At 75.0% G+C, this 24,008-nt stretch carries 18 protein-coding genes; 8 read left to right on the top strand and 10 right to left on the bottom strand.

The genetic code is table 11. From position 1 onward, the window contains the following. Nucleotides 1–35 precede the first annotated feature (35 nt). The 3 genes from ACFTWP_RS30160 to ACFTWP_RS30150 all read right to left on the bottom strand — a co-directional run bounded on the left by ACFTWP_RS30160 (nucleotide 36) and on the right by ACFTWP_RS30150 (nucleotide 3,266). Nucleotides 36–1,028 carry a hypothetical protein gene (locus ACFTWP_RS30160; RefSeq protein ID WP_380268095.1) on the bottom strand — a complete coding sequence of 331 codons (993 nt, stop codon included), beginning with the start codon at nucleotides 1,026–1,028 and terminating at the stop codon, nucleotides 36–38. Nucleotides 1,029–1,200: 172 nt separating this feature from the next. Next, a complete protein-coding gene (locus ACFTWP_RS30155; protein ID WP_380268094.1) occupies nucleotides 1,201–2,292 on the bottom strand; it encodes a molecular chaperone DnaJ in 1,092 nt (363 codons plus the stop codon). After that, nucleotides 2,289–3,266, bottom strand: coding sequence for an NUDIX domain-containing protein (locus ACFTWP_RS30150; RefSeq protein WP_380268093.1), 978 nt, complete (start codon nucleotides 3,264–3,266; stop codon nucleotides 2,289–2,291). The genes ACFTWP_RS30155 and ACFTWP_RS30150 overlap by 4 nt, the downstream gene beginning before the upstream one ends. Before the next feature lie 344 nt (nucleotides 3,267–3,610). Between ACFTWP_RS30150 and mmuM the strand changes: the two genes are divergently transcribed. The 5 genes from mmuM (at nucleotide 3,611) to ACFTWP_RS30125 (ending at nucleotide 10,577) form a co-directional block, all read left to right on the top strand. After that, entirely contained in the window at nucleotides 3,611–4,750 is a 1,140-nt protein-coding gene (mmuM, locus tag ACFTWP_RS30145) for a homocysteine S-methyltransferase (RefSeq protein ID WP_380268092.1), read from the top strand. 282 nt (nucleotides 4,751–5,032) lie between these two features. Continuing rightward, nucleotides 5,033–5,797, top strand: coding sequence for an IclR family transcriptional regulator (locus ACFTWP_RS30140; RefSeq protein WP_380268091.1), 765 nt, complete (start codon nucleotides 5,033–5,035; stop codon nucleotides 5,795–5,797). A gap of 617 nt (nucleotides 5,798–6,414) precedes the next feature. Continuing rightward, nucleotides 6,415–7,134: an MIP/aquaporin family protein gene (locus ACFTWP_RS30135; RefSeq protein WP_380268090.1), complete on the top strand. Its 720-nt coding sequence runs from the start codon at nucleotides 6,415–6,417 to the stop codon at nucleotides 7,132–7,134. 107 nt (nucleotides 7,135–7,241) lie between these two features. Continuing rightward, nucleotides 7,242–8,777, top strand: coding sequence for a glycerol kinase GlpK (gene glpK, locus ACFTWP_RS30130; RefSeq protein ID WP_380268089.1), 1,536 nt, complete (start codon nucleotides 7,242–7,244; stop codon nucleotides 8,775–8,777). A 204-nt stretch (nucleotides 8,778–8,981) separates the two neighbouring features. Next, on the top strand, nucleotides 8,982–10,577 hold the full coding sequence (locus ACFTWP_RS30125; RefSeq protein WP_380268088.1) for an FAD-dependent oxidoreductase: 1,596 nt from the start codon (nucleotides 8,982–8,984) through the stop codon (nucleotides 10,575–10,577). Between the two features lie 197 nt (nucleotides 10,578–10,774). On the opposite strand, the gene ACFTWP_RS30120 is transcribed toward ACFTWP_RS30125, so the two are convergent. From ACFTWP_RS30120 to ACFTWP_RS30110, 3 genes are all read right to left on the bottom strand, one after another. Further along, the gene (locus ACFTWP_RS30120; protein WP_380268087.1) at nucleotides 10,775–12,091 is read right to left on the bottom strand and encodes an MFS transporter; all 1,317 of its coding nucleotides are present in this window, start codon (nucleotides 12,089–12,091) and stop codon (nucleotides 10,775–10,777) included. A 268-nt stretch (nucleotides 12,092–12,359) separates the two neighbouring features. Further along, nucleotides 12,360–13,757 (bottom strand): GntP family permease, encoded by a 1,398-nt coding sequence (locus ACFTWP_RS30115; RefSeq protein WP_380268086.1) that lies wholly within the window; start codon nucleotides 13,755–13,757, stop codon nucleotides 12,360–12,362. Further along, nucleotides 13,754–14,293, bottom strand: coding sequence for a gluconokinase (locus ACFTWP_RS30110; RefSeq protein ID WP_380268085.1), 540 nt, complete (start codon nucleotides 14,291–14,293; stop codon nucleotides 13,754–13,756). Before ACFTWP_RS30110 ends, ACFTWP_RS30115 begins: the two co-directional genes overlap by 4 nt. Before the next feature lie 326 nt (nucleotides 14,294–14,619). On the opposite strand from ACFTWP_RS30110, the gene ACFTWP_RS30105 reads away from it, so the two are divergent. Both ACFTWP_RS30105 and ACFTWP_RS30100 read left to right on the top strand, forming a co-directional pair. Beyond that, on the top strand, nucleotides 14,620–15,315 hold the full coding sequence (locus tag ACFTWP_RS30105) for a FadR/GntR family transcriptional regulator (RefSeq protein ID WP_380268084.1): 696 nt from the start codon (nucleotides 14,620–14,622) through the stop codon (nucleotides 15,313–15,315). A gap of 175 nt (nucleotides 15,316–15,490) precedes the next feature. Then, nucleotides 15,491–15,895 (top strand): hypothetical protein, encoded by a 405-nt coding sequence (locus tag ACFTWP_RS30100; RefSeq protein WP_380268083.1) that lies wholly within the window; start codon nucleotides 15,491–15,493, stop codon nucleotides 15,893–15,895. On the opposite strand, the gene ACFTWP_RS30095 is transcribed toward ACFTWP_RS30100, so the two are convergent. Next, nucleotides 15,871–16,962, bottom strand: coding sequence for an NADH:flavin oxidoreductase/NADH oxidase (locus ACFTWP_RS30095; RefSeq protein ID WP_380268082.1), 1,092 nt, complete (start codon nucleotides 16,960–16,962; stop codon nucleotides 15,871–15,873). The genes ACFTWP_RS30100 and ACFTWP_RS30095 overlap by 25 nt on opposite strands. A 110-nt stretch (nucleotides 16,963–17,072) precedes the next feature. On the opposite strand from ACFTWP_RS30095, the gene ACFTWP_RS30090 reads away from it, so the two are divergent. Continuing rightward, the gene (locus tag ACFTWP_RS30090) at nucleotides 17,073–17,510 is read left to right on the top strand and encodes an ArsR/SmtB family transcription factor (protein WP_380268081.1); all 438 of its coding nucleotides are present in this window, start codon (nucleotides 17,073–17,075) and stop codon (nucleotides 17,508–17,510) included. A 24-nt stretch (nucleotides 17,511–17,534) separates the two neighbouring features. Here the strand turns inward: ACFTWP_RS30090 and ACFTWP_RS30085 are convergent, their stop codons facing one another. The 3 genes from ACFTWP_RS30085 to ACFTWP_RS30075 form a co-directional block, all read right to left on the bottom strand. Continuing rightward, nucleotides 17,535–18,329 carry a phosphodiesterase gene (locus ACFTWP_RS30085; protein WP_380268080.1) on the bottom strand — a complete coding sequence of 265 codons (795 nt, stop codon included), beginning with the start codon at nucleotides 18,327–18,329 and terminating at the stop codon, nucleotides 17,535–17,537. Nucleotides 18,330–18,413: 84 nt separating this feature from the next. Then, nucleotides 18,414–22,997, bottom strand: a complete 4,584-nt coding sequence (locus tag ACFTWP_RS30080; RefSeq protein ID WP_380268079.1) for a hypothetical protein — start codon at nucleotides 22,995–22,997, stop codon at nucleotides 18,414–18,416. 110 nt (nucleotides 22,998–23,107) lie between these two features. After that, nucleotides 23,108–23,980 carry a hypothetical protein gene (locus ACFTWP_RS30075; RefSeq protein WP_380268078.1) on the bottom strand — a complete coding sequence of 291 codons (873 nt, stop codon included), beginning with the start codon at nucleotides 23,978–23,980 and terminating at the stop codon, nucleotides 23,108–23,110. Nucleotides 23,981–24,008: the final 28 nt, after the last annotated feature.

Raw genomic sequence — 24,008 nt, 5'->3', positions numbered from 1 at the left:
GTACGCCGGGGGTGGTCGGAGGCTGGTGGGCGCGGTCAGAGGCGGGTGGTGCCGGTGGCGGCGCGGTCGCCCGCGTCGAGCAGCGGGGCGCCGGGTACGGCCGCCTCGGTGCTGCGGCGGGCCAGTCCGCCGAGGGCCCGCCCGACGCTGGCCGCGGAGGCGGAGCCGATGTCGGCGAGGTCGTCCAGTCCCTCCTCCAGGTCGATGGCCTCCTCGCCGAGGCCGACGGTGAGGGCGATGGTCTCGCAGACGGCGTCGAGGTCGTCCAGCTCGATGACGTTCTGGCCGAGGAGCTTGCGCCAGGTGCCCAGGACGTCGGTGCTCCCCGCGTGGGCGGTGCCGGCGGGGAGGATGAAGTAGACGTCGTAGAGGCGGCGGAGCTCGGCGAGGATCGCGGTGATCGGAATGTCCTCGGTGACCTCGTCGCCCAGCACCTCCCGTACCTCGCGGGCCTTGACCTTGCCGTAGGGCTTCTCGTCGCCGATCAGGAAGAGGTAGCCGCGCCGGCCGCGGCGCTCGACGCTGTCGAGGGCGGTGTGCCGGGCCATGGCGTACATGGCGAGCTCGTAGGACTCGGTCATCTGGCCGCCACCGCCGCCCTCCAGCAGGATGTTGCCGAGGTCGTCGTCCATCCGGTTGTCGGACTCGAACTGGCCGAGCTGGAGCGGCACCCGGTCGCAGGTGGCGTCGCCGACGGCGCCGAAGAGTATCTGCGGGTGCTCGGTGTAGCCCTTGCGCAGCAGCAGGCCGAAGAGCTCGGGCAGCTTGGTCTGCAGGACCCGCGGGACGGACTGCATGGAGCCCGTGACGTCGAAGAGGACGGCGATGGGGAGCGAGGCGGGGTGCTCGGTGGAGTCCCGGCTCTCCCTGACCGTGAGGCCCTTGGGGTCGAGGGAGGGGTGGGCCTTCCAGGTGTCGCGGGCACCCCGGGTCGCGCGGTCGCTGTAGTCGAAGGCTCCGGCGCCGGTGGCCGCGCGGTAGTTCGCGGCGGCGTCGTAGACGTTGGTGGACCAGTTTCCACTGCCCATGGCGGTGCTCCTCGGATCGCGGTGGAACGGACGGACGGGACGGACGGGACGGACGGGACGGACGCGTAGGACGGGCGGGATCGACGGGACGGCCGGGTAGGCCGGACGGGCAGGATGGAACGGCGGGGCGGACGGCCCCGCCGTCGGAGCCCGGCGAGCCGGGCCGCTGGAGTCAGGGCGCCGCGGTCGGGCGCGGTGGCAGGTGGAAGGGGCGGAAGGTCCGCGGGCCGTACAGCCGCTCCAGCAGCTCGTCGAGTTCGGCGAGGAGCTTCCAGGCGTCGTGCGGGCTGCGGGCCTCGGCGGGGAGGGTGCAGCCGGCGACGAAGGCGCGCAGGGCCTTCGGGGCCCGCTCCCCCATCAGGTGCTCGACGCAGCGGCTGGCGAGGTGGATGTCGGTGGCCTCGGTGACCGGGCGGCGGGCCGGCACCTCGGGCGGGTACCAGGCGCGGTGACGCTCGACCAGGGCCGGAGCGGGGGCGTGCTCGCCGGTGCCCGCGTAGCACCAGTCGACCAGCACCAGGCCGTGCTGGGCCGGATGGATCAGGACGTGCTCGGGCAGGACGGCGCCGTGCCGGACCCCGGCCCGGTGGGCGTACCCGAGGGCGACCAGCAGGCGGCGCCAGATCCAGGCGACGTCGCGCGGGTCGAGCCCGTCGGGGTAGGCGTGGTGGACGTCGGTGAGCGGGTGGAAGCCGTCCAGCCGCAGCAGGGCGTTGACCCGGCGGGGCTCGGCCGCGGGATCGGCCTCGTCATGGTGTCGGAAGCTCTCCAGCAGGACGGGGGCGTAGGCGTGGTGGCGGCGGTCGCCGTGGGTGGTGAGGCGGGTGAGGGCGGCGGCCTCACGCTCCATCAGGTCGTTGTCGGCGGCGGCTCTGGGGATCTTGAGGACGGCGTCCACCGCAGGGCCGCGGTAGGCCGGCCGGGGCTCGCAGCGGGCCGCGCGCAGGACGGCGATGTCACCCGCGGCCACGGCGGCGCCGAGCCGGTAGAGGTGGCGGCCGGTGCTGAGGACCGGCTCGGTGGTGGGCGGGCCGCCCCCCTGGTGCAGCTGCCAGAGCAGGGCGAGGGCGGCGAAGGCGGCTCCCGCCTCGTCACGGTGTGCCGCGGGCGCGGTGTCCGGGTGCAGCAGGCGTGCCAGGCGGCGGTAGCGGCGGGCAGCCGCCGTCTGGTCGGCGGGGAAGAGGTCGTCCGGACCGCGGGCCGCCGTGACCGCGACCAGCGCCTCGGCGAAGGTGCCCGGACGGGCCGTGCCCGGGCCGCTCACCGGATCTCGTCCTCGTGGGCGGGGCGGAGCAGTGCGGGGTGCAGGAGCGCCGCGTCCCCCGATCGGTAGTTGCGGGCGCGCGGACCACCACGGGTGCCGCCGCGCTCGGCGGTGGTGCCGGTGCTCTCGACGAACCCGGGGACCGAGAGCACCTTGCGGTGGAAGTTCCCGGGGTGGAGCTTCTCGTCCCAGACCGCCTCGTAGACGGCGCGCAGCTCGGGGATGGTGAAGTCGTGCCGGAGGAAGGCGGTGGCGAGCGGGCTGTACTCGATCTTGGCCCGGGCGCGGTCCAGGCCGTCCGCGAGGATGGTGGCGTGATCGAAGGCGAGCGGCGTGCCGGCGCTCGGCTGCTCGGGCCACGGGCCGGCGTCGGCGGGCTCGGTGGCAGCAGCGCTCGCGGCGGCAGTGGTGCCGTCGGCGGGATCGGTCGTGCCTCGGTTGCCGGCACGCCCGACGAATCCACCCCCGTGGGCCTCGTCGGGCGCGCCGGCCGTCCGGTGTCCGGCGCGGGGCCGGAGGTCGAGGGAGGCGACCGGGTGCCAGGCGGCGGCCGCCGCGTCCGTACCGGCCTGCGGGTCGGGCAGGTCGGGCGCGAAGGCCAGGTAGGCGACCGAGACCACGTGCATCCTCGGGTCGCGGTCCGGGGCGCCGTAGCTGCCGAGCTGCTCCAGGTGCACCCGGGAGAGTGCGGCCTCCGCGTCGGCGGTGCCCAGCAGGCCCGTCTCCTCGGCCAGCTCACGGGCGGCGGCCTGTGCGAGCCCCTCCTGCCCGGCTCGCAGGAACCCGCCCGGCAGTGCCCAGTACCCCTGGTACGGCGGAGCGGCGCGCTCGACCAGCAGGACGTGCAGGCTGCCCCGGCGCATGGTGAGCGCGACCACGTCCACCGTGACCGCGACCGGCGTGTAGGCGTGCGGATCGTAGGAGGCGAGCCACTCCTGCTCGGTCGCCCGGTCGTACGGCTGCTGCTCCGGCACGGCCCGCTCCTCTCCTCAGGGGTGGGCCTCTCGGCTCCGCCCGGCACGCCTCGACCCGAGTCATTCTCGGACTGAGAACAACGTAGCGCACGCCTCCGACATCGGGCCAGTGGTTTTCCGCCGCCCCCGGCCGCGGGCACCGCGGTGCACGCCGGGCGGCGTCGTAGAGTGCCGGAACGGGCCCCGCGCGGCGCCCGGCACGGGACCCGCGCCGTACCGGGTCCGGCAGGGCGGGACGGAACAGGGCCGGCCACGACGGGACGGGCCGCGAGGCCGGCACCGGCGCCACGCACCACCCGATCGCGCACCACCCGATCGCGTACCGCCCCTTCGAGGAGGAACCCGTGTCCGAGGAGGAACCCGTGCCGGCCGCCGATCCCCCCGGCCGCCCTTCCGGCTTCGCCGAAGCGCTGACGGCCGGCCCGCTGGTTCTCGACGGCGGCATGTCCAACCAGCTCGCCGACGCCGGTCACGACCTCGCGGACGCGCTCTGGTCGGCCCGGCTGCTCGCGGACGACCCCGAGGCGATCGTCCGGGCGCACCAGGCGTACTTCGAGGCCGGCGCGGTCGTCGCGATCACCGCCGGGTACCAGGCGAGCTTCGAGGGGTTCGCCCGGCGCGGCATCGACCGGGCGGGGACGGAGCGGCTGCTGCGGCTGAGCGTCGAGCTGGCGCGGGAGGCCGCCCGCCGGACCGAGACGGCACGGCGCACCGAGAGGGCGCGGCGTGCCGGGGCGGCGGGGGAGCCCACGGCGGCCCACCGGGTGGGGGCGCCCCCGCGGGCGAGGGCCACCGGGCCGCTCTGGGTGGCCGCCTCGGTCGGCCCGTACGGGGCGGTGCTCGCCGACGGCTCCGAGTACCGGGGCCGGTACGGCCTCGACGCCGCCGCACTGGAGGCCTTCCACCGCCCCCGGCTGGAGGTGCTGGCCGAGGCCGGCCCGGACGTGCTGGCGCTGGAGACGATCCCGGACACCGACGAGGCCCGGGCGCTGCTGCGGGCCGTCCGGGGGCTGGGCGTGCCCGCCTGGCTCTCGTACAGCGTCGCGGGCGACCGGACCAGGGCCGGGCAGCCGCTGGCGGAGGCCTTCGCGCTCGCGGCCGACGCGCCGGAGGTGGTCGCGGTCGGCGTGAACTGCTGCTCGCCGGCGGACGCCGACGCCGCGGTGGCCCTCGCGGCCCGGATCACCGGCAAGCCCGTGGTGGTCTACCCCAACAGCGGCGAGCGGTGGGATCCGACGGCCCGGAACTGGCGCGGCGAGCCCACCTTCGGCGGGTCCGGCGCGGCCTCCCGGGGGCGGGGCGGGAGCCGGGCCGACGCGCGGGGCCGGGTGGCCGGGTGGCTCGCCGACGGCGCGCGGCTGGTCGGCGGCTGCTGCCGGGTCGGGCCGCGCGAGATCGCCGAGCTGGCCGACGAGGTCGCCCTGATCGCCGGCCGCGAGACCGACGGCCCGGCCGCCCGACGGGACCGGCGCGGGCCGGAGTAGGAGCACGGGGGAACCGGCGGAGGCCCGCGGCCGGACCCGCCCACCGCACGGACGGCCCGGGATCGCGCGCCCGATCCCGACCGACCGGGATCGCGCACGTCCGACCGCGGCCCCGCCGGCCCCGTCCCGCACCCGCGACGCCGGGGGTGCGCGCACCCCCGGGGAGGCGCCGGGCGGACCGTCCGACGACGGGGAAGGTGCACATCACCGCTCCGGCCTGGCAGACTCTTGCCGTTACCACTGCGGTCGACAATGTCGACCGCCTGTCCGTGGAGGTACTGAATGCCCGGCCCGATCCAGTCGCTCTCCCGGGCCGCCGCGATCATGCGCCTGCTGGCCGGCGGCGAGCGCCGCCTGGGGCTCTCCGAGGTCGCGACGGCCCTGGACCTCGCCAAGGGCACGGCGCACGGCATCCTGCGCACGCTCCAGCAGGAGGGTTTCGTCGAGCAGGACCCGGAGAGCGGCAAGTACCAACTGGGCGCCGAACTGCTGCGGCTGGGCCAGAGCTACCTGGACGTCCACGAGCTGCGGGCCCGCGCCCTGGTCTGGGCGGACGACCTCGCCAGAGCGGCCGGCGAGACGGTCTACCTCGGCGTCCTCCACCAGCGGGGCGTACTGATCGTGCATCACGTCTTCCGCCCCGACGACACCCGCCAGGTGCTGGAGGTGGGCTCGATGCAGCCGCTGCACAGCACCGCACTGGGCAAGGTGCTGTTGGCGTACGACCCGGTGGCGCGCGGCGAACTGGGCGAGGAGCCGCTGGAGTCGTACACCGCGCGCACCCTCACCCACCTCGCGGACGTGGACACCGAGGCGGCGCTGACCCGTGAGCGCGGCTGGGCGGACGCGGTCGAGGAGACCTGGGAGGGCGTCGCCTCGATCGGCGCGCTGATCCAGGACCGCCGCCGCAACCCGGTCGGCGCGGTGTGCATCAGCGGCGCGGTGGAGCGGGTCTGCGAGGACGGCTTCGTCCGGCCCTCGCTGGTGGCCTCGGTGCGCAGCGCCGCCCGGGCGATCTCGCGGGACCTCGGCGCCGGGCGGTTCTGAGCCGGACCGCCCGCGCGGGACCGCCGGACCGCCTCGTCACCCGGCCTTCCCCGCGGCGCCTCGCCGCGCCCTGCGCTGCGCCGATCTCCGCCGCCACGGCCTGCGCCGCCCTGCCCTGGCGCTGCCCTGCCCTGCGCTGCCCTGCCCTGGCGCTGATCTCAGCCGCCCGCAGCACCGGAGCCGCCCCGCACTGCCCCGCGACGCCCGGTTGCGCGCCGGGCGGCCGGCCCGGGCCCGCCGCCGCCGCGCGCCGCAGTGCTCCTGAGCCACACCCGCCACAGGGCCCCTTCCAGCGGAAACACGATCGCCGTACGGGCCGGCCCGGACCCACCCGCACCCTGGCGTTTTGTCAGCTTTTGGGGCCATACGAGTGTTAGCTTCGCCGAAGGTTCCTGATCGCCGAGAGTCCTGGGTCACAGGTGTGTCACCTGGCCTTGACGCGAACCCGAACAGGGAGGGAAGCTTCCGCATGACGGTCGACATTGTCGAACGGTGGCCGCAGCAACGCGACCACCACCATCAGGCCGCGACCCTGGGACGGGAAGCGGCCACACACGGTGACCCACCACCGTGCCTCTCCCCCACCTGCTCCGGGCCTTACGGACAAAGGAGTCTTTGTGTCCGCGTTCTCCAACGGCGACATCTTCGTCGGCGAAACCCTCGGCACCGCCGCCCTGATACTCCTCGGCGGTGGCGTCTGCGCCGCCGTCACGCTCAAGAAGTCGAAGGCCATCAACGCCGGCTGGCTCGCGATCACCTTCGGCTGGGGCTTCGCGGTGATGATCGCCGCCTACATGTCCGCCCCGAAGTCCGGTGCCCACCTGAACCCGGCCGTCACCCTGGCCATCGCCGTCGACACCGGCGAGTGGAGCAAGGTGCCGCTCTACCTCGGCTCCCAGCTGCTCGGCGCGATGATCGGCGCCGTCCTGGTCTGGGCCACCTACCTCGGCCAGTTCCAGGCCAACGAGGAGCCGACCCTGGGCATCTTCTCGACCGGTCCCGAGATCCGGAACCCGATCCAGAACCTGCTCACCGAGATCATCGCCACCATGGTGCTCTGCCTGGCGATCCTCACCCAGGGCCTCACCAAGGGCCTCGGCCTGTCCGGCACCGGAATCCTCATCGTCGCCTTCACGGTCGTCGGCATCGGGCTCTCGCTCGGCGGCCCGACCGGCTACGCCATCAATCCGGTCCGCGACCTCGGTCCGCGCATCGTGCACTCGCTGCTGCCGATCCCGAACAAGGGCGGCTCCGACTGGAGCTACGCCTGGATCCCGGTCGCCGGTCCCGTCATCGGCGGTCTGCTGGCCGGCGTGCTCTTCAACGTCGCGTTCTGATCCACCCACCTGGTTTGCCTGCCGCGTCCCCCCGGGGACTGAGACAGCGTCAGGCAAACCGGTAGTCCCGACCCCCAATCCCCCTCCTCAGAGCCGAGGCCCCAGACATGACCACAGCTCCCGTCTCCAAGACCGGCAGCTACATCGCCGCGATCGACCAGGGCACCACCTCCAGCCGGTGCATCATCTTCGGCGCGGACGGCCGCATCGTCGCCGTCGACCAGCAGGAGCACCGGCAGATCTTCCCCCAGCCGGGCTGGGTCGAGCACGACGCCGCCGAGATCTGGACCCGCGTCCAGTCCGTGGTCCGCGGCGCTCTGGAGAAGGCCGGCCTGACCAAGGACGACATCCGCGCGATCGGCATCACCAACCAGCGCGAGACCACCGTCCTGTGGGACAAGAACACCGGCGAGCCCGTCCACAACGCGCTGGTCTGGCAGGACACCCGCACCGAGGCGCTCTGCCGCGAGCTCGGCCGCAACGTCGGCCAGGACCGCTTCCGGCGCGAGACCGGCCTCCCGCTGGCCAGCTACTTCGCCGGCCCGAAGATCCGCTGGCTGCTGGACAACGTCGAGGGCCTGCGCGAGCGCGCCGAGGCCGGCGACATCCTGTTCGGCACCATGGACACCTGGGTGATCTGGAACCTCACCGGCGGCGTCGACGGCGGCCACCACATCACCGACGTCACCAACGCCTCGCGCACCATGCTGATGAACCTCGCCACCCTGGCGTGGGACGAGAAGATCGCCGAGTCGATGGGCGTGCCGCTCACCGTCCTGCCGGAGATCCGCTCCTCCGCCGAGGTGTACGGCACCGCGGTCGGCGACCTGGAGGGCGTGCCCGTCGCCTCCGCGCTCGGCGACCAGCAGGCGGCGCTGTTCGGCCAGACCTGCTTCGACGAGGGCGAGGCGAAGAGCACCTACGGCACCGGCACCTTCCTGCTGCTGAACACCGGCGAGAAGATCGTCAACTCCTACCACGGCCTGCTGACCACCGTCGGCTACCGGATCGGCGACCAGGCCCCGGTCTACGCCCTGGAAGGCTCGATCGCCGTCACCGGCTCGCTGGTGCAGTGGCTGCGCGACCAGCTCGGCATCATCTCGACGGCTGCCGAGATCGAGACCCTCGCCAACACCGTCGATGACAACGGCGGCGCCTACTTCGTGCCCGCCTTCTCCGGCCTGTTCGCCCCGTACTGGCGCTCCGACGCCCGCGGTGTGATCGCCGGCCTCACCCGGTACGTGACCAAGGGCCACCTGGCCCGCGCCGTGCTGGAGGCCACCGCCTGGCAGACCCGCGAGGTCGTCGACGCCATGCAGAAGGACTCCGGCGTCGAGCTGACGGCGCTCAAGGTCGACGGCGGGATGACCTCCAACAACCTGCTGATGCAGAACATCGCCGACGTCCTGGACGCCCCGGTCGAGCGCCCCTACGTGGCCGAGACCACCGCGCTCGGCGCCGCCTACGCGGCCGGCCTCGCCGTCGGGTTCTGGCCCGACCTGGACACCCTGCGGGCCAACTGGCACCGCGCCGCCGAGTGGACTCCCCGGATGGACGAGGCCACCCGGGAGCGTGAGTACAAGAAGTGGCTCAAGGCCGTGGAGCGCACCATGGGCTGGGTGGAGGAGGACGACGAGAGCTGACCGCCGAGCCGGTCGGGGCCGCCCAGGCCCCGACCGGCCCCTGCTGTTCCCGGGCCGTCACCGGCCCCTGCTGTTCCCGGGCCGTCACAGGCCCCTGCTGTTCCCGGGCCACGACCAGGGCCCGCCCGACCTCCCCGCGAGGCCGGACCGCACACCGAGAGGAGAAACGGCGCGCCGCCCGCACCGGACGCCGTAACAAACACCATGGCTACCATCCCGACCCTGGGTGCCGAGCGCACCGCCGGCCACACCGCCTCCCGCGCCGAGACCCGCGAGCTGCTGGGCAAGGCCACCTACGACCTGCTGGTGATCGGGGGCGGCATCCTCGGCACCGCGGTCGCGTGGACCGCCTCCCAGGCCGGTCTGAAGGTCGCCATGGTCGACGCCGGCGACTTCGCCGGCGCCACCTCCAGTGCCTCCTCCAAGCTCGTCCACGGCGGCCTGCGCTACCTGCAGACCGGCGCGGTCAAGCTCGTCGCCGAGAACCACAAGGAGCGCCGGGTCCTCGCCACCGACGTGGCCCCGCACCTGGTCAACCCGCTGACCTTCTTCGTCCCGGTCTACAAGGGCGGCCCGCACGGCGCCACCAAGCTCGGCGCCGGCGTCTTCCTCTACTCCGCGCTGTCCGCGTTCCGCGACGGCATGGGCCGGGTCTCCACCGCCGCGCACGCCGCCCAGCAGGTGCCCGCGCTGCGCACCGAGGGCCTGCGCTCGGTCGCCGTCTACGGCGACCACCAGATGAACGACTCGCGGGTCGCCGTGATGACCGTCCGGGCCGCCGTCGACGCCGGCGCCGTGGTGCTCAACCACGCCGAGGTCACCGGCCTGCGCTTCACCGGCGGCCGGGTCACCGGCGCCGAGCTGAAGGACCGCCTGGACGGCACCGAGTTCGGCGTCAGCGCCCGGCTGGTGCTCAACGCCACCGGTCCGTGGGTCGACCACCTGCGCAAGATGGAGGACGCCGGTTCCGCCCCCAGCATCCGGCTCTCCAAGGGCGCGCACGTCGTCGTCAAGCGCCGCTCGCCGTGGCGCGCCGCGCTCACCATCCCGATCGACAAGTACCGCGTCTCCTTCGCCATCCCGTGGGAGGACCACGTCCTGCTCGGCACCACGGACGAGGAGTACACCGGCGACCCGCAGGACGTCCGCGCCACCGAGGCCGACATCGACCAGATCATGGGCGAGGCCGGCCACGCGATCCGCGACGAGCACCTCGACCGCAGCCTGATCACCTACGCCTTCGCCGGCCTGCGGGTGCTGCCCGGCGGCCCGGGTGACACCTCCGCCGCCAAGCGCGAGACCGTGGTCACCGAGGGCCGGGGCGGCATGCTCTCCGTCGCCGGCGGCAAGTGGACCACCTACCGGCACATCGGCCGCACCGTGCTGGAGAAGCTCGCGCACGTCCCCGGCACCACGCTCGGCGAGGACATGTCGCCGATCGCCCCCACCGTCCCGCTGCCCGGCGTCGGCGCCCCGAACGCCGTCGCGCACCGCCTGCTGATCGACCGTGAGCCCGGCTCCCGGATGGAGCCGCTGGTCGCCAGGCACCTGGCCAGCCACTACGGCACGCTCTCCTTCGACATCGCCCGCATGATCGACGAGAACCCCGAGCTGGGCCGGCCGATCCACCCGGACGGCCCGGACGTCTGGGCCCAGGTCGCGTACGCCGCGGACAACGAGTGGGCGTACACCACGGACGACGTGCTGCGCCGCCGCACCACGATGACCGTGCGCGGGCTCGACACGCCGGAGATCAAGCAGGAGGTCGAGGCCTTCCTCGCGAAGCGCGGCGAGAAGTAGCAGCGCGGCCGCGCGTAGCGCGAAGCCGTAGCCGCAAGCCGTAGCCGCAAGCCGTAGCGAGAGGCCGGCGGCGGCAGGTACGGCGCCGAGCAGGGCGGGCACCCCGGGGAAGGGGGTGCCCGCCCTTCGTGCTCCCGGCCCCGGCCCGCCCGAGCGGTGAGGCTCCGGTGGGCGCCGATCACCTGCCGGCCGACCCGTCAGGCGGGCACGTCCCGACCCCGATCGCGGACCGGGCCGTCGGCGAGGCCGGGCAGGTGGGCGTCGGCGGGGGGACGTCCGGGCCCACCGGCGTCCGGGCGGTCGGCCGGCAGGTGTCGGACGGACGGGACGCAGAGCAGCGCGAGGGCGGCGGGGACGCCGAGCACCGTCATCGCGTACAGGGTGGGCCGGAGGCCGAGGGCGGCGGAGACCGGGCCGGCCAGCACGAGCCCGAGCGGCATGAGACCGGCCGAGAGCAGGTGGTCGTAGGAGCTCACCCGGGAGAGGGAGTCCTCCGGGACGTGCGTCTGCAGCGAGGTCTCCCAGAGGACGAAGAAGAGCGACACGCCCACCCCGGTGACCGCTTCGAGGGCGGCGATCAGGACGACCGGGCCGCCGGAGCCGATGATCAACGCCTGACAGGAGGCCACCGCCAGCGCGACCGCCGCCAGCGCCATCGGGCGGGCCGGTCGCAGGCGGTACGCGCAGACGTCGCCGAGGACGGCGCCGGCGCCGAAGGCCGCCGTCACCACCGACCAGCTCGCGGCGCCGTCCCACTCGCGGTCCGCGATGACGGGCCCGAGGACGAACACCGACGGCAGCACCACCACGTGGTACACCGCCATCGCCGCCATCCCGGACCAGATCCAGGTCCGCGACCGCACCTGCGCCCAGCCGGCCCGCAGTTCGCCGAGGAAGGTGTCGCCCGCGCCGCCCGGAGCCGCCTTCTCCCGCGGACGCAGCCGGAGCAGGAAGGCCGCACTGGCCGCGAAGGTCAGGGCGTCGAAGGCCAGCGCACCGCCAGGGCCCGCCAGCGCCACCAGGACGCCGGCCAGGGCCGGCCCGACCACCAGGCCCGCGGACTGCAGGAGACCGCGCAGCGCGTTGGCCTCGCGCAGCCGCTCGGGCGCCACGACCAGTGGGAGCAGCCCGGTGGAGGCCGGCATGAAGAACGCGTCGGCCGTGCCGAACAGCAGCATCAACAGGGCCAGTTCCGGAACCCCCGCGACACCGGCCAGCAGCAGCGCGGCCGCCGTACCCTGCACCGCGAACCGCGCGAGGTCGGAGGCGAGCATGATCCGGTGGCGCGGGAGGCGGTCCGCCCACACCCCGCCCACCAGGGTGAAGACCAGCATGGGGACGAGCGCAGCCGCCGCCACCAGACCGACGTCGGAGGCGGAGCCGCCGACGTGGAGCACCGCGAAGGGCACCGCGACGAAGGACACCCGGTCCCCCAGCACGGAGAGGGACTGGCCGGCGAACAGACGGGCGAACTGCGGTTCCTCGCGCAGGACCGCGGGGATCAGGGCCTTCATGGTGAACCGATCGGCAGGGTGGACTGGAGGCAGCCCGATGCTAGACAGCCCGCCGCCTGCTGTCGCCCGAGTTTGCCCGGGCCCGCGCCGCCCCGCAGGCCGTCCCCGGGCACCACCCGGCCGTCCCCGGCCGTCCCCGGATACCGCCCGACCGTCCACCGGGCGCCGCCCGGCCGGGAACGGCGGAGGGGCGGCACCCGGGCACCGGGTACCGCCCCTCCTCACGCCGTGCGCCGTACGGCCCGCCGGCCCCGGACCGCCAAGACGGCTAGATCACCAGGCTGAGCGGCAGGATCAGCGCGATGGCGACGACCGAGATCACGGTCTCCATCACCGACCAGGACTTCAGCGTCTGGCCGACGCTCATCCCGAAGTACTCCTTGACCAGCCAGAACCCGGCGTCGTTGACGTGCGAGAAGAACAGCGAGCCGGCGCCGATCGCCAGCACGAGCAGCGAGGCGTGGGTGGTCGACATCTCGGCGGCCAGCGGGGCCACGATGCCGGCCGCGGTGATGGTGGCGACGGTGGCGGACCCGGTGGCCAGCCGGATCAGGACGGCGATCAGCCAGCCGAGCAGGAGGGCCGAGATGTGCCACTTGCCGGACCACTCGCTGACCGCGTTGCCGACGCCGACGTCGATCAGGGTCTGCTTGAAGCCGCCGCCCGCGCCGACGATGAAGACGATGCCGGCGATCGGGCCGAGCGACTTCTCGACCGTGGTCGAGATCCGGGCCTTGCTGAAGCCGGCCGCCCGGCCGAGCGTCAGCATGCCGAGCAGCACGGCGGCGAGCAGGGCGATCAGCGGCGAACCGATGAAGTCGAAGACCCGCTGCGGCATCGCCTTGGGGTCGTCGACCACCACGTCGACCAGCGCCTTGCCGAGCATCAGGATGACCGGGAGCAGGATCGTCACCAGCACGGCGCCGAAGCTCGGGGTGTGCTCCCGCTTCTCGCTCTCCTCGGTCGCGGTCGGGGCGACCGTCTCGGGGATGCTCAGCGGGCCCACCCAGCGCTCGGCGACCCGGGCGAACAGGGGGCCGGCCACGATCAGGGTCGGGACGGCGATCAGCAGGCCGAGGGCGAGGGTCACGCCGAGGTCCGCCTTCAGGGCGTCGACGGCGACCAGCGGGCCCGGGTGCGGCGGCACCAGGCCGTGCAGCACCGACAGACCGGCCAGCGCAGGGATGCCGACCCGCATCAGGGGCAGGTTCCCGCGCCGGGCGACCAGCAGCACGATCGGGATCAGCAGCACCACCCCGACCTCGAAGAACAGCGGCAGGCCGAGGACGGCGGCGATCAGCGCCATCGCCCACGGCAGGGCCCGGCGGCCGGTGCGCGCCAGCACGGTGTCGGCGATGATGTTCGCCCCGCCGGAGTCCGCGAGCAGCTTGCCGAGCATCGCGCCGAGGCCGATCAGCAGGCCGACGCCGGCGACGGTGGCGCCGAACCCGGTGACGAAGCTGGTCAGCAGCTTGTCGAACGGGGCGCCCGCGACCACGGCGAGCAGGGCGGAGCCGAGCGTGAGGGCGAGGAAGGGGTGCAGCTTCAGCCTGGTGATCAGCACCACGATGGCGCCGATGCTGAGCAGTACCGCCAGCAGCAGTCTGGAGTCGCTGGCGGTGTGCGGGAGCGCCGTCGGCGCGGCCGCGAGCAGGGTGGGGGTCACGCGAGGTCTCCATTGACGGGCCGCAGGAGCTCCACGGCCATCTCGACGAGTTCTTCGGGGGCAGGACCGACGTCCAGGACGGCGCCGCGCTCGTCACTCCGGAGGGGTTCCAGGGCGGCGTACTGGGATCCGAGCAGGGAGGCCGGCATGAAGTGGCCGGTGCGGTGGGCGAGTCGGTCCCCGACCAGCTCGTGGCCGCCGCTGAGGTGCAGGAAGAAGGCACCCGGGCAGCTCGCGCGCAGGGTGTCGCGGTAGCGCCGCTTCAGTGCCGAGCAGGTCACCACTCCCCCCGTCCCGGCCGCGGCGCGCTCGCCGAGCCAGCCGCCCAGGGCGCGGAGCCAGGGGGCCCGGTCCGAGTCGTCCAGGGGGGTGCCGGCCGACATCTTGGCGATGTTCGCGGGCGGGTGGAAGTCGTCCGCCTCCGCGTACGGCAGCGCCAGGCGCTCCGCGAGCAGGCGGGCGACGGTGGTCTTGCCGACGCCGGAGACGCCCATCACCACGATGGTGGGCGGCTGGTTCTCGACACTGAGAGCCATGGGTGGTGCTCCTTCTCTGCCAGGCCACGGATGCCTGCGGGCGATGCCAGGGCCTGCGGTCGCTGGCAACTATCTCCCCAAAGGTATGACTTATTCAAGGCGGCGAAACCAAATCGTCATACTTTTATGCCGGGGCTCGTCGACGCGGACCGGCGGCCGGGCACACCGACCGGGCACACCGACCGGGCACAGCGACCGGGCACAGCGACCGGGCGCACCGACCGGACACCGCGACAGGGCGCCGCTGCCCGCCGCACGGCCGCGGGCCGGGTTCCACGGGTGGGGCGGGACGGGGCCGGACCGGGTGCGGCGTCTAGGCTGGGCGGATGGACATCCAGGGCCTGCCCGGCCGACTTCTCGCTGAGCTCGGACCGGCCATCGCCTCCGGGGAGATCCCCGAGGGTGCGGTACTGCGGGGCGAGGAGCTGGAGGATCGCTTCGGGGTGTCCAGGACGGTGGTCCGGGAGGCCGTCCGCATCCTGGAGTCGATGCGGATGGTGGAGTCCCGCCGACGGGTGGGCATCACCGTCCAGCCCAGGTCCGACTGGGACGTCTTCGATCCGCTGGTGATCCGCTGGCGGCTGGCCGGCGCGGACCGCCCGGCGCAGCTGCGCTCGCTGGGCTCGCTGCGGGTGGCGGTCGAACCCGCCGCGGCGGCGCTGGCGGCCACCCACGCGACCGACGACGACCGCCGCGCGCTGAGCGCCCTCGCCGTCGAACTCACCGTCACCGCCCGGGCCGCCGACCTGGAGACCTTCCTGCAGCACGACATCGCCTTCCACGCGACCGTCCTGAAGGCGTCCGGGAACGAGATGTTCGCCCACCTCGGCGACACCGTCGGCGCGGTGCTGACCGGGCGGACGGAGTACCATCTGATGCCGCATCAGCCCGAGTCGTACGCGATCCGGCTGCACCGCGAGGTGGCGGAGGCGATCTGCGCGGGCGATCCCGAGCGGGCCGAGCAGGCCATGCGGACGATCGTCACCGGGGCGCTCGCGGAGCTCGACAAGCAGCTGACCTGAGTCGGCCGCCTCCGCGGGGCGGAGCATCCCCGCACATCGGCGGGCAGATCGTCCGAATCCCCGGCAGACCGGGGGAATTGGACGCATACTTCCGGTTACCCGGGGCAGGGTGGAGCGTACGGGCGCAAGGTGCGCCCCGGCGCACGCCGTCCTGTTTCCCTTCCGGGGGTCGCCGATGCCAGCCACCCGCCGCCGCCTGCCCGACGAGGTGCGCTCCGCCGCCGTACGGGCGGTCGTCTGCCTGGCCTGCACGCTGGTCGGCGTGATCGTCGCGGTGCTCGCCTCCTACGCCGGCAGCGGTGCGCTGACACCCGCCCTGATGGCGATGGGGCTCGGAGTGTTCGGAACGGCCTGGTGCCTGCTGGAGATCCTGGTCAACCGTCAGATCGCGGCCCAGCGGGCCCGCGGCCCGCACGCGAACTCGCCGATGTCCGGAAGCCGCACGCCCCGCGGCCGCGACGCCGCCGGGGCCGGACCGGTCGGGTCCGACCCCGGCGGGCAGCCGAGGCGCGGCGCACCCGGCACCGTCCCCGGGCCGGCCGCGCCGACGGGCCGTCAGCCGCGGCTGCCGACCGCGTAGCCGTACTGCACGGGCCAGCGGCGGTCGGCGCCGAGCTCGCGGGCGGCCTGCTGCGGCCAGTGCGGGTTGCGGAGCAGCTCGCGGCCGAGCAGGACGGCGTCCGCGCTGCCGTCCGCGACGATCCGCTCGGCCTGGGCGGGCTCGGTGATCAGGCCGACCGCGGCCGTGGGCAGGCCGGTGGCCGCCCGGACCTGCTCGGCGAAGGGCACCTGGAAGCCGGGGGCGACCGGGATGACGGCGTCCTTCGCGGTGCCGCCGGTGGAGACGTCGACCAGGTCGACGCCGGCGTCCTTCAGCAGCTTGGCCAGCAGGACGGTCTCCTCGGGGGTCCAGCTCTCCTGGCCGTCCAGCCAGTCGGTGGCCGAGACCCGGAAGAGCAGCGGGAGGTCCTCGGGCCAGACCGCGCGGACGGCGGCGACCACCTCCAGTGCGAACCGGGTGCGGTTGGCGAAGGAGCCGCCGTACTCGTCGGTGCGGTGGTTGGCGACCGGGGACAGGAAGGCGTGCACCAGGTAGCCGTGGGCGCCGTGGACCTCGACCGCCTTGAACCCCGCGGCCAGGGCGCGCTCGGCGGCGGCGGCGAAGGAGCGGACGATGCCCTTGATCTCGTCGACCGTCAGCTCCAGCGGCTGCGGGTTGTCGCCGAACGGCACGGTGGACGGGCCGCTCGGCTGCCAGCCGAGCTCGCCCGCCGGGACGGGGGCGCCGCCGAGCCACGGCCGGTCGGTGGACGCCTTGCGCCCGGCGTGGCCGAGCTGGATGGCCGGGACGGCGCCGAGCTGCTCGACCAGTGCGGCGATCCGCGCCAGACTCTCCTGCTGGCGCTCGTTCCACAGACCGAGGTCGTAGGGGGAGATCCGCCCCTCGGGGCTGACGGCCGTCGCCTCGACCATGACCAGGCCGGCGCCGCCGGCGGCCCGGGCGGCGAGGTGGGCGAGGTGGAAGTCGGTGGCCACACCCGCCTCGGGGCCCTGCGGCTGGGCCGAGTAGGTGCACATCGGGGCCATCCAGACCCGGTTGGGCACGGTGACCGAACGCAGGGTGATCGGCTCGAACAGGGCGGACACGGGCGACTCCTTCGACGTAACGGCCGGCCTCGGGGCACCGGACATCGTTGTACGAGGTTCACCGTACTACGAGAAATGTCGAACTACGAAAGTCGTCGTACGATGGCCGCATGACCGGAGGAACCGAGCTGCCGACCGAAGAACGGCCCGCCCCCGCACCGACGACGGAGACCACCGCTCCCGTACCGACAGCGGGTACCGCTGTCGCCGCCCAGCCGGCGGCCCTGCCCGAGCCGGCGCTCGACGCGATCCGGCTGGAGGCCGTCCTGCACGCCCTCGCCGACCCGGTACGGCTGCGGATCGTCGGCGAACTCGCCGCCGGCCACAGCGAGATGTCCTGCATCGCCTTCAGCCTGCCGGTCACCAAGTCCACCAGCACGCACCACTTCCGGGTGCTGCGCGAGGCCGGGGTGATCCGCCAGCACCGGCGCGGAACCTCACGGATGAGCACCCTGCGGCGGGAGGACCTCGCCGCGCTCTTCCCCGGGCTGCTGGAGAGCGTGCTGGCCGCGGTCGGCCGGCAGCCGGTGGGCGCGCCACCGGCCTGACCGCGCCCGGTCGCCGCAACGGCGTCAGACCACCACCCGGTAGTGGGTGGTGAGCCGGTTGGCGTCGTCCAGCACGTGGAAGGCGACCATCGGCGGCTGGTCGAACGCGATCCCGTCGCCGCCCTCGCAGGGCAGCGTCACCGTGGAGACCACACCCGGTGCCACCAGCAGCGGCAGGCCCGCGAAGGTGGACGCGGCCGCGGTGTGGGCGTGCCCGCAGAGCAGCGCGGCGACCCGGGGGTGGCGGGACAGCACCTCGGCCAGCCGCTCCTCGCCGTGCTGGCGGATCCGGTCCACCCACGGCAGGTGCAGCGGCACCGGCGGGTGGTGGAAGGCCACGATCGCCGGCTCGTCCGGCGGCCCCTCGGCCAGCGTCCGGTCGAGCCAGCCGAGGGTCTCGTCGTCCAGCAGGCCGTCGTCCCGGCCGGGGATCGAGGAGTCGCAGAGCAGGAAGGTCACCCCGGGCAGCCGGCGGACCTGGTTGACCGGCCGGTCGGGGTCCGGGCCGGCGTCCGCACCGGACGGCGGGCCCAGCAGCCCCAGCCGGAACGCGGCCCGCCGGTCGTGGTTGCCCGGGCAGGTCAGCACCGGGTGCGGCGAGACCAGCAGCTTCGCCGCCTTCTCGTACTCGGCCGGGGTGCCGTGGTCGGCGATGTCGCCGGAGACCAGGACGGCGTCCAGCGGCCCCGGCAGGCCGTTGAGGTACTCCATCACGCGCTCGGCGCGGACGAGCGCCATGGCTCCGCCGTCCCGGCGGCCGAGCCGGCCCGTCCGCTCCTGGCCGATGTGGATGTCGCTGAGGTGAGCGATGGTCAGCATGGCCGCCACCCTAGGACGGCCCCGGCCGAGCGGGAAGGCCGGCGGGCGACGCGCGGCGCCGGGCACCGCCCCACCGGCGGCGGGTCAGGCCGAGGGCGCCTCCGCCGGGCGCTTGAACATCCGGGTGGCGGTGATCTCCCCGTGGATGGCCGGGCCGTCCGGGTCCTGCGGGGCCGGCAGGCCGGGCCGCAGGTGCTCCTCCACCGAGATGTACTTCAGTCCCGCCCTCAGGTCCGCGTCGTTGCGCAGCCGGATGACCAGCGGGAACTCGGCGAGCGCGGTGGTGTCGAAGAGCCCGGTGGTGTAGATCAGCTGGACGCCGAGCGCGTCGGCGACCGCCCGCTGGAGCTCCAGCAGGTAGGTGGCGTTGGCACGGCCGATCGGGTTGTCCAGGAAGAGCGTCCCCGCGTGCCTCAGCTGGGACTGGCCCCGGTCGTTGGCGCGCAGCGCGGCCATCGTGCAGTAGAGCGCGATCGCGGCGGTGAGCAGCTGGCCGCCCGAGAACACGTCGGACATCTGACCGACGCTGACCCGCTCGGCGCGCAGCACCGCGTCCGGCTTGAGGATCTCGACGCTGACGCCCCGCGGGCCGATCGCGGCGGCCACGCCGCGCAGCAGCAGGGACATGCCGTCCCGGCGCAGGTCGCTGTTCTTGCGGACGGCGGCGCTGGTGGCCTCGTCGATGACCTCGCCGAGCCGCTCGATCAGGACGCTCTGGTCCGGGTCCTCGAAGCGGATCCGGAGGAACTCCTGGCCGGACCACTCCCCCAGGCCCTCGGGCAGGCGGGAGAGCCGCTGGGCGGCGCGCAGGGTGGCGAGGGCGCTCTCGACCAGCCCGCGCAGGCGGTCGACGATGCTGCCTCGGTTGCGCTCCAGCTGCTCCAGCTCGTCGGTGAGGACCCGCAGACGGGGGGCGAAGGCGGTGGCCCAGGCGGCGGCGTGGTCGGGCAGCGCGGCGGCGGGCAGTTCGCGGATCTGCTGGCGGGCGGGCGTGCGAACCGCTTCGTAGCGGGCCGCGTTGGCATGCCGGATCAGGGCGTCGGAGGCGTCCCGGACGGCGAGTTCGGCGGCGGAGAGCTCGGTGGCGGCGGCGCGCAGCGTCCGGCGGGTGTCGGTGGCGGCGGCGCGGGCGTCGGTGAGGCTGCCGAGGTAGGGCTCGGCGGGCTGCTCGGGCTCCTCGGGGTGCTCGCGCAGGCCGTCCCGGAGCTGGCCGGAGGCCTCCTCGAAGTCGGCGGCGGCGCTCTGCGAGGCCTGGTGGGTGCGCTGCAGGTCGGCGTGCTCGGTGCGGGCGCCCTCCAGCCGCTCGCGGCGCTCCGCGAGCCGGGTGGTGGCGGTGCGCAGCAGCACCTGGGCGTGCTCGGGGTCGGTGGGGACGAGGTCCTCGGGGAGTTCGGTGTGGGCCTCGCCGGTGGCCGGGGCGGAGCGTTCGACCTCGCCGCGCAGCCGGCCGAGCTGCTCGCTCGCGGTGGCGGAGCGGGCCTCGATGGTGGCGACCAGCTCCTCGGCGCGGGCGGCGGCGGCCTGCCGGGCCGGGCCGTCGGCGCCGTCGGGGCTGGCGAGCAGCTCCTCCGCGCGGGTGCGGACCTTGTTGGTGAGCCGGTCGAGCTCGGTGGCGGAGGCGGCCTCGTCGCTCTCCGCCCGGGCCTGCTCGGCGCGCAGGTCGGCGCCGACGCCGACCTTCTCGTACAGCTGGGAGGCGGCGCGGTAGGCCTCGCGCAGGGCGGGCAGTGCGGCGGGGGCGCGGTCGGCGGTCTCGGCCGCCTCGGCACCGTCGGTGGTGGAGAGTTCGGCCCGCTCCGCGCGCAGGGTGCGGCTGGTGCGGCGGGCGTCGTCGGCGGCGCGCTGGGCGGCGCGGCGGTCCTCGTCGCAGGTGCGGGCGCGTTCGGCGCAGACGGCCTGGCGGCGGTCGCACTCGGTGGCGTCCTCGGCGAGCTCGCGCAGGGACCGCGTCCAGTTGGCGCGTTCGCGCAGCCGGAAGGCGAGGCCGGCCAGGGCGTCGGCGCGGCGGCGGGTCTGCTGGGCCGCCTCGCGGTGCTCCTCGTGGGCGCCGGCGGCGGCGGCGTGGTCGCTCTCGGCCTCGTCGTGCTCGGCCCGCAGGGTGGCGAGTTCGGCGGCGGCGGCCTCGGCGTTGAGGGCGGCGGCCTCGGCCGCGTCGGCGAGCTCGGCCAGGGTGCCGGGCGGGCACTGGGCGTGCCAGGAGGCGAGGCGGGCGGCCAGTGCGCGGTCGCCGCCGAGCCGGGCGGCGAGTTCGCGGATGTGCTCCTCGCGGGCGGTGGCGCGGGCGCGCAGCTGGCGGCGCTCGCCGTCGGCGGCGCTCTCGTCGTGCATGGCGGGGTTCGGCGGTACGAGGAAGAAGGCCGGCTCGTCCGTGATCGGGGCGATCAGGGCGGCGGCGGTGCCGACCGCGACGGTGGAGCGCGGCAGCAGGGCGGCGGCCTGCAGGGCTTCGCGGGCCCGGTCGAGTGCGCCGGGGTCGGTGACGACGACGCCGTCGACGAGCTCGGGGCGGGCGGCCAGGATGGCGTCGTGGTCGGCCGGGTCGACGGACTGGGCGAGGTAGCGCCAGCCGGGCAGCGCGGGGACGCCGTGCTCGGCCAGGTACTCGACGGTGGCCAGCACGTCCGGGCCGGGCGGCAGCAGGCCGCCGTCACCGAGGGCGGCGAGGATCCGGGAGTCGTCGGCGGCGGCGGTGCGCAGGTCGAAGAGGGTGCGCTCGGCGGTGGCGACGGACTGGTCGAGCAGTTCGCGCAGGCTCTCGGCGGAGCGGTCCAGGACGGCGGGGGTGAGGTGACCGTCGGCCTCCTCGGCGCCCTCCCGGTAGGGCTGGAGGGAGAGCAGCTCGGCCAGCCGCGGTTCGGCGGCGAGCAGGGCGGCGGTGCGCCGCTCGGTGGCGAGCGCGGCGGTGGCGGCCTTGCGGGCGTCGCCGGCGCGGGAGGCGGCGAGGTCGGCCCGGGCCTCGGCGGCGGCGGCCTCGCGGACCCTGGCGGCGGCGCGCTCGGCGACGGTCCTGGCCTGCTCCAGGGCGGCGGTGGCGGCCTTCTCGGCGTCGGCGGCGTTCAGTGCGGCGCGGGCCGGGTCGGCCTCGCCGTTGGCCATGGTGTCGGCGTCCGCGTCGATCCAGCCGGAGGCGACGGCGGCCTGGGTCTCCTGTTCGACCTCGGCCAGGCGCTGGCGCAGGTGGTCGGCCTCGCTGCGGGCCTTCTGGGCGGCGGTGGCCGCGGCGGTCGCGTCGGCCTGGGCCCGGGCGCCGTCCTCCTGCAGCTCGCCGGCCCGCAGTTCCTCCTGGTCGGCGCGGGTCTCGGCGGCGGTGGCGGCGCTCTCCAGGGCGTGCGCGAGGGCGCCGGCGGCGCGGGCCCGGGCGGCCAGCGCGGGGGCGGCGTCGAGCTCGGCCTCGCGGATGGCGGCGGCGACCCGGGCGGCGCGGTCGGCGGCGGCGCGGTGGCGCAGGACGGCTTCGGCGGCCTGCCAGGCGGAGTGCAGGGTGCGGGCCTCGATGAGTTCGCGGCGCAGTGCGGCGGCCTCGGTGGTGGCGGCGGCGAGGCCCAGGGTGGCGTGCCGGTGGGTGAGTTCGGCGGTGATCAGGGAGTGCCGGGTGCGGTCGCCCTCGGCGGCGGTGACGGCGCTCGCGGCGGCGGCGACCTCGATGGCGAGGTCGTGCGCGCGGTCGCGTTCGGCGGCGCCGCGGGAGCTGAGGGCGTGCGCGAGGCGGCGGGTGCGGCGCTCGGCGGTGCGGTGGGTCTCGCGGACGGACTCGCGGGCGGCGGTGGCGTCGACGATGCGCTGGAGCAGGTCGAGCGAGCCGCCGGTGAAGTCGCGTTCGGCGGTGAGTTCGGAGCGGCGGCCGAGCTTGGCGGCGAACCCGTGGACGAGGTCGGCGAGGCCGTCGGTGTCGCGGGTGTCGGTCACGGCGCGCAGCAGCAGGTCCGTGAAGTCGGAGTCGTGCTTGACCGCGAAGAGGCCGGCCGCCTCGCCCTCGTCGGCGTTCATCTCCCGCTGGTAGCGGAAGAGCTCGGGGTCGAGGCCGAGCTCGCCGAGGTGCTCGGTCCAGCGGTCGTGGCCGTCCTCGAAGGTCAGGTCGAGGTGGGGGTGGGCCTTGCCGGCCTCGGTGAGGGCGTCCCGGAACCCCTTCATGGTGCGGCGTCGGCCGCGGGCGCGCTGGTCGCCGGCCAGGCTGATCCGCTCGGCCACCGGGAGGGAGTCGAGGGTCAGCCCGGGGCCGGGGCGGAAGGAGTACCAGGTCTCGGCGAACTTCCGCGGGTCGGAGGAGACCTGGCGGCCGCGCCACTCGCTGACCTTGCCGACCACGATCAGTTCGCCGGTGACGGTGTGCTGCCACTCCAGGGCGACGTGCCCGCAGTCGTCGGCGAGCAGGAACTTGCGCAGCACGCCGGAGCTGGCGCCGCCGAGGGTGTTGCGGTGGCCGGGGAGCATCACCGAGAAGATCAGCTTGAGCAGGACGGACTTGCCGCCGCCGTTCTCCAGGAAGAGCACGCCGGCCGGGGCGGGGCGGCGCTGCGGGCCCTCCGGCTCCTCGCCGAACAGGCCGGGCTGCTGGGGGGCGGGGTCGGAGACCGGCTCGCCGACGCCGCGCAGGTCGAGCACCGTGTCGGCGTAGCGGGCGCCGGCCGGTCCGATGGAGTACAGGCGGACCCGGTTGAGCTCGTACATGTGCGGCGGTTCTCCAGTGCGGGCGGTTCGGGAGGTGCGGGCGGTTCGCGGGGTGCTGGCGGTTCGCGGGGTGCTGGGGGCGGGCGCCCGGCGGGTGCCGGGCGGCGGGGTCAGAGCGCGTGGAAGGGCAGGCCGGCGTCGGCCACCAGGTCCTCGCTGTGGTCGGCGGGCAGCAGGGTGGCGCTGCCGTCGCTGACCGGGACGACCCCGAGGTCGAGCAGTTCGGCCATCGCGCCGCTGGCCGCGAGGTCCCGCACCTGGAGCTGGTAGCGGGCGGTGGTGCGGTAGGTGCCGCCGGCGTCGTCGGCGGTCTTCTGCAGGAAGCCGGAGTCGACCAGGAAGAGCACCGCCTTGCCGGTGATGCCGATGGTCGAGCCGGAGAGCCGGCGGGCGTCCTTGGTCGCGCCGGTGGCGGTGCGCCGGGCCCAGACCCGCCAGGCGGCCTCCAGGCCGGGGGCGTCGCTCTGCGGGTCGGTGTTGTCGCCCACGGCGTCGGCCTGCTCCTCCAGCCGGCGGCAGGCCTGGCGGACGAAGGCGTCGACGCCGTTGACGGTGATCCGCCCGAGGTAGCCGTCGTCGGCGAGGTCCTCCGGGCGGGGGAAGGCCATCGCGGCCACGGCGAGGTGGGCCAGCCCGTGCAGGAAGCGGTCGGCGGACTCGGAGGCGGCCCGGCGCGAGTAGTCGCCCATCCGGACGGCGAACACGGAGTCCTCCGCGGCGGCGACGGCCATGCCCGCGCGCGGGGAGACCTCCAGCACGATCAGGCCCATGCCGGTGGCCACCGCGTCGGCGAGCCGGGCGAAGGGCGGGTCCTCGCGGTGGCGGCGGACCAGCTCGGCGTACTCGGCGTCGCGCGCCGGGAGCAGTTTCGCCTGCAGCCCGAAGGAGACCAGCCGGGCCGCGTCGGCGACGTCGGCCGGGGTGAGGGCGGCGGGGGCGGGTTCGGCCTCGGGCGCCCAGGGTGCGTCGTGGTGGGTCGTCACGGGCGGTGCTCCTCGGGGTGGTTCTGCG

The sequence above is a fragment of the Kitasatospora sp. NPDC057015 genome (assembly GCF_042673745.1).
Lineage (GTDB): Bacteria > Actinomycetota > Actinomycetes > Streptomycetales > Streptomycetaceae > Kitasatospora.
The sequence above is the reverse complement of the archived record's forward strand: the minus strand, read 5'-3'. Positions and strand labels throughout refer to the sequence as shown.

Bases quoted from the DNA above. Each gene is read 5' to 3' on its own strand.
- ACFTWP_RS30160 (WP_380268095.1), bottom strand. From the start codon at position 1,028: ATGGGCAGTGGAAACTGGTCCACCAACGTCTACGACGCCGCCGCGAAC.
- ACFTWP_RS30140 (WP_380268091.1), top strand. From the start codon at position 5,033: ATGCCCGGCCCGATCCAGTCGCTCTCCCGGGCCGCCGCGATCATGCGC.
- glpK (WP_380268089.1), top strand. From the start codon at position 7,242: ATGACCACAGCTCCCGTCTCCAAGACCGGCAGCTACATCGCCGCGATC.
- ACFTWP_RS30125 (WP_380268088.1), top strand. From the start codon at position 8,982: ATGGCTACCATCCCGACCCTGGGTGCCGAGCGCACCGCCGGCCACACC.
- ACFTWP_RS30120 (WP_380268087.1), bottom strand. From the start codon at position 12,091: ATGAAGGCCCTGATCCCCGCGGTCCTGCGCGAGGAACCGCAGTTCGCC.
- ACFTWP_RS30110 (WP_380268085.1), bottom strand. From the start codon at position 14,293: ATGGCTCTCAGTGTCGAGAACCAGCCGCCCACCATCGTGGTGATGGGC.
- ACFTWP_RS30105 (WP_380268084.1), top strand. From the start codon at position 14,620: ATGGACATCCAGGGCCTGCCCGGCCGACTTCTCGCTGAGCTCGGACCG.
- ACFTWP_RS30100 (WP_380268083.1), top strand. From the start codon at position 15,491: ATGCCAGCCACCCGCCGCCGCCTGCCCGACGAGGTGCGCTCCGCCGCC.
- ACFTWP_RS30090 (WP_380268081.1), top strand. From the start codon at position 17,073: ATGACCGGAGGAACCGAGCTGCCGACCGAAGAACGGCCCGCCCCCGCA.
- ACFTWP_RS30085 (WP_380268080.1), bottom strand. From the start codon at position 18,329: ATGCTGACCATCGCTCACCTCAGCGACATCCACATCGGCCAGGAGCGG.
- ACFTWP_RS30080 (WP_380268079.1), bottom strand. From the start codon at position 22,997: ATGTACGAGCTCAACCGGGTCCGCCTGTACTCCATCGGACCGGCCGGC.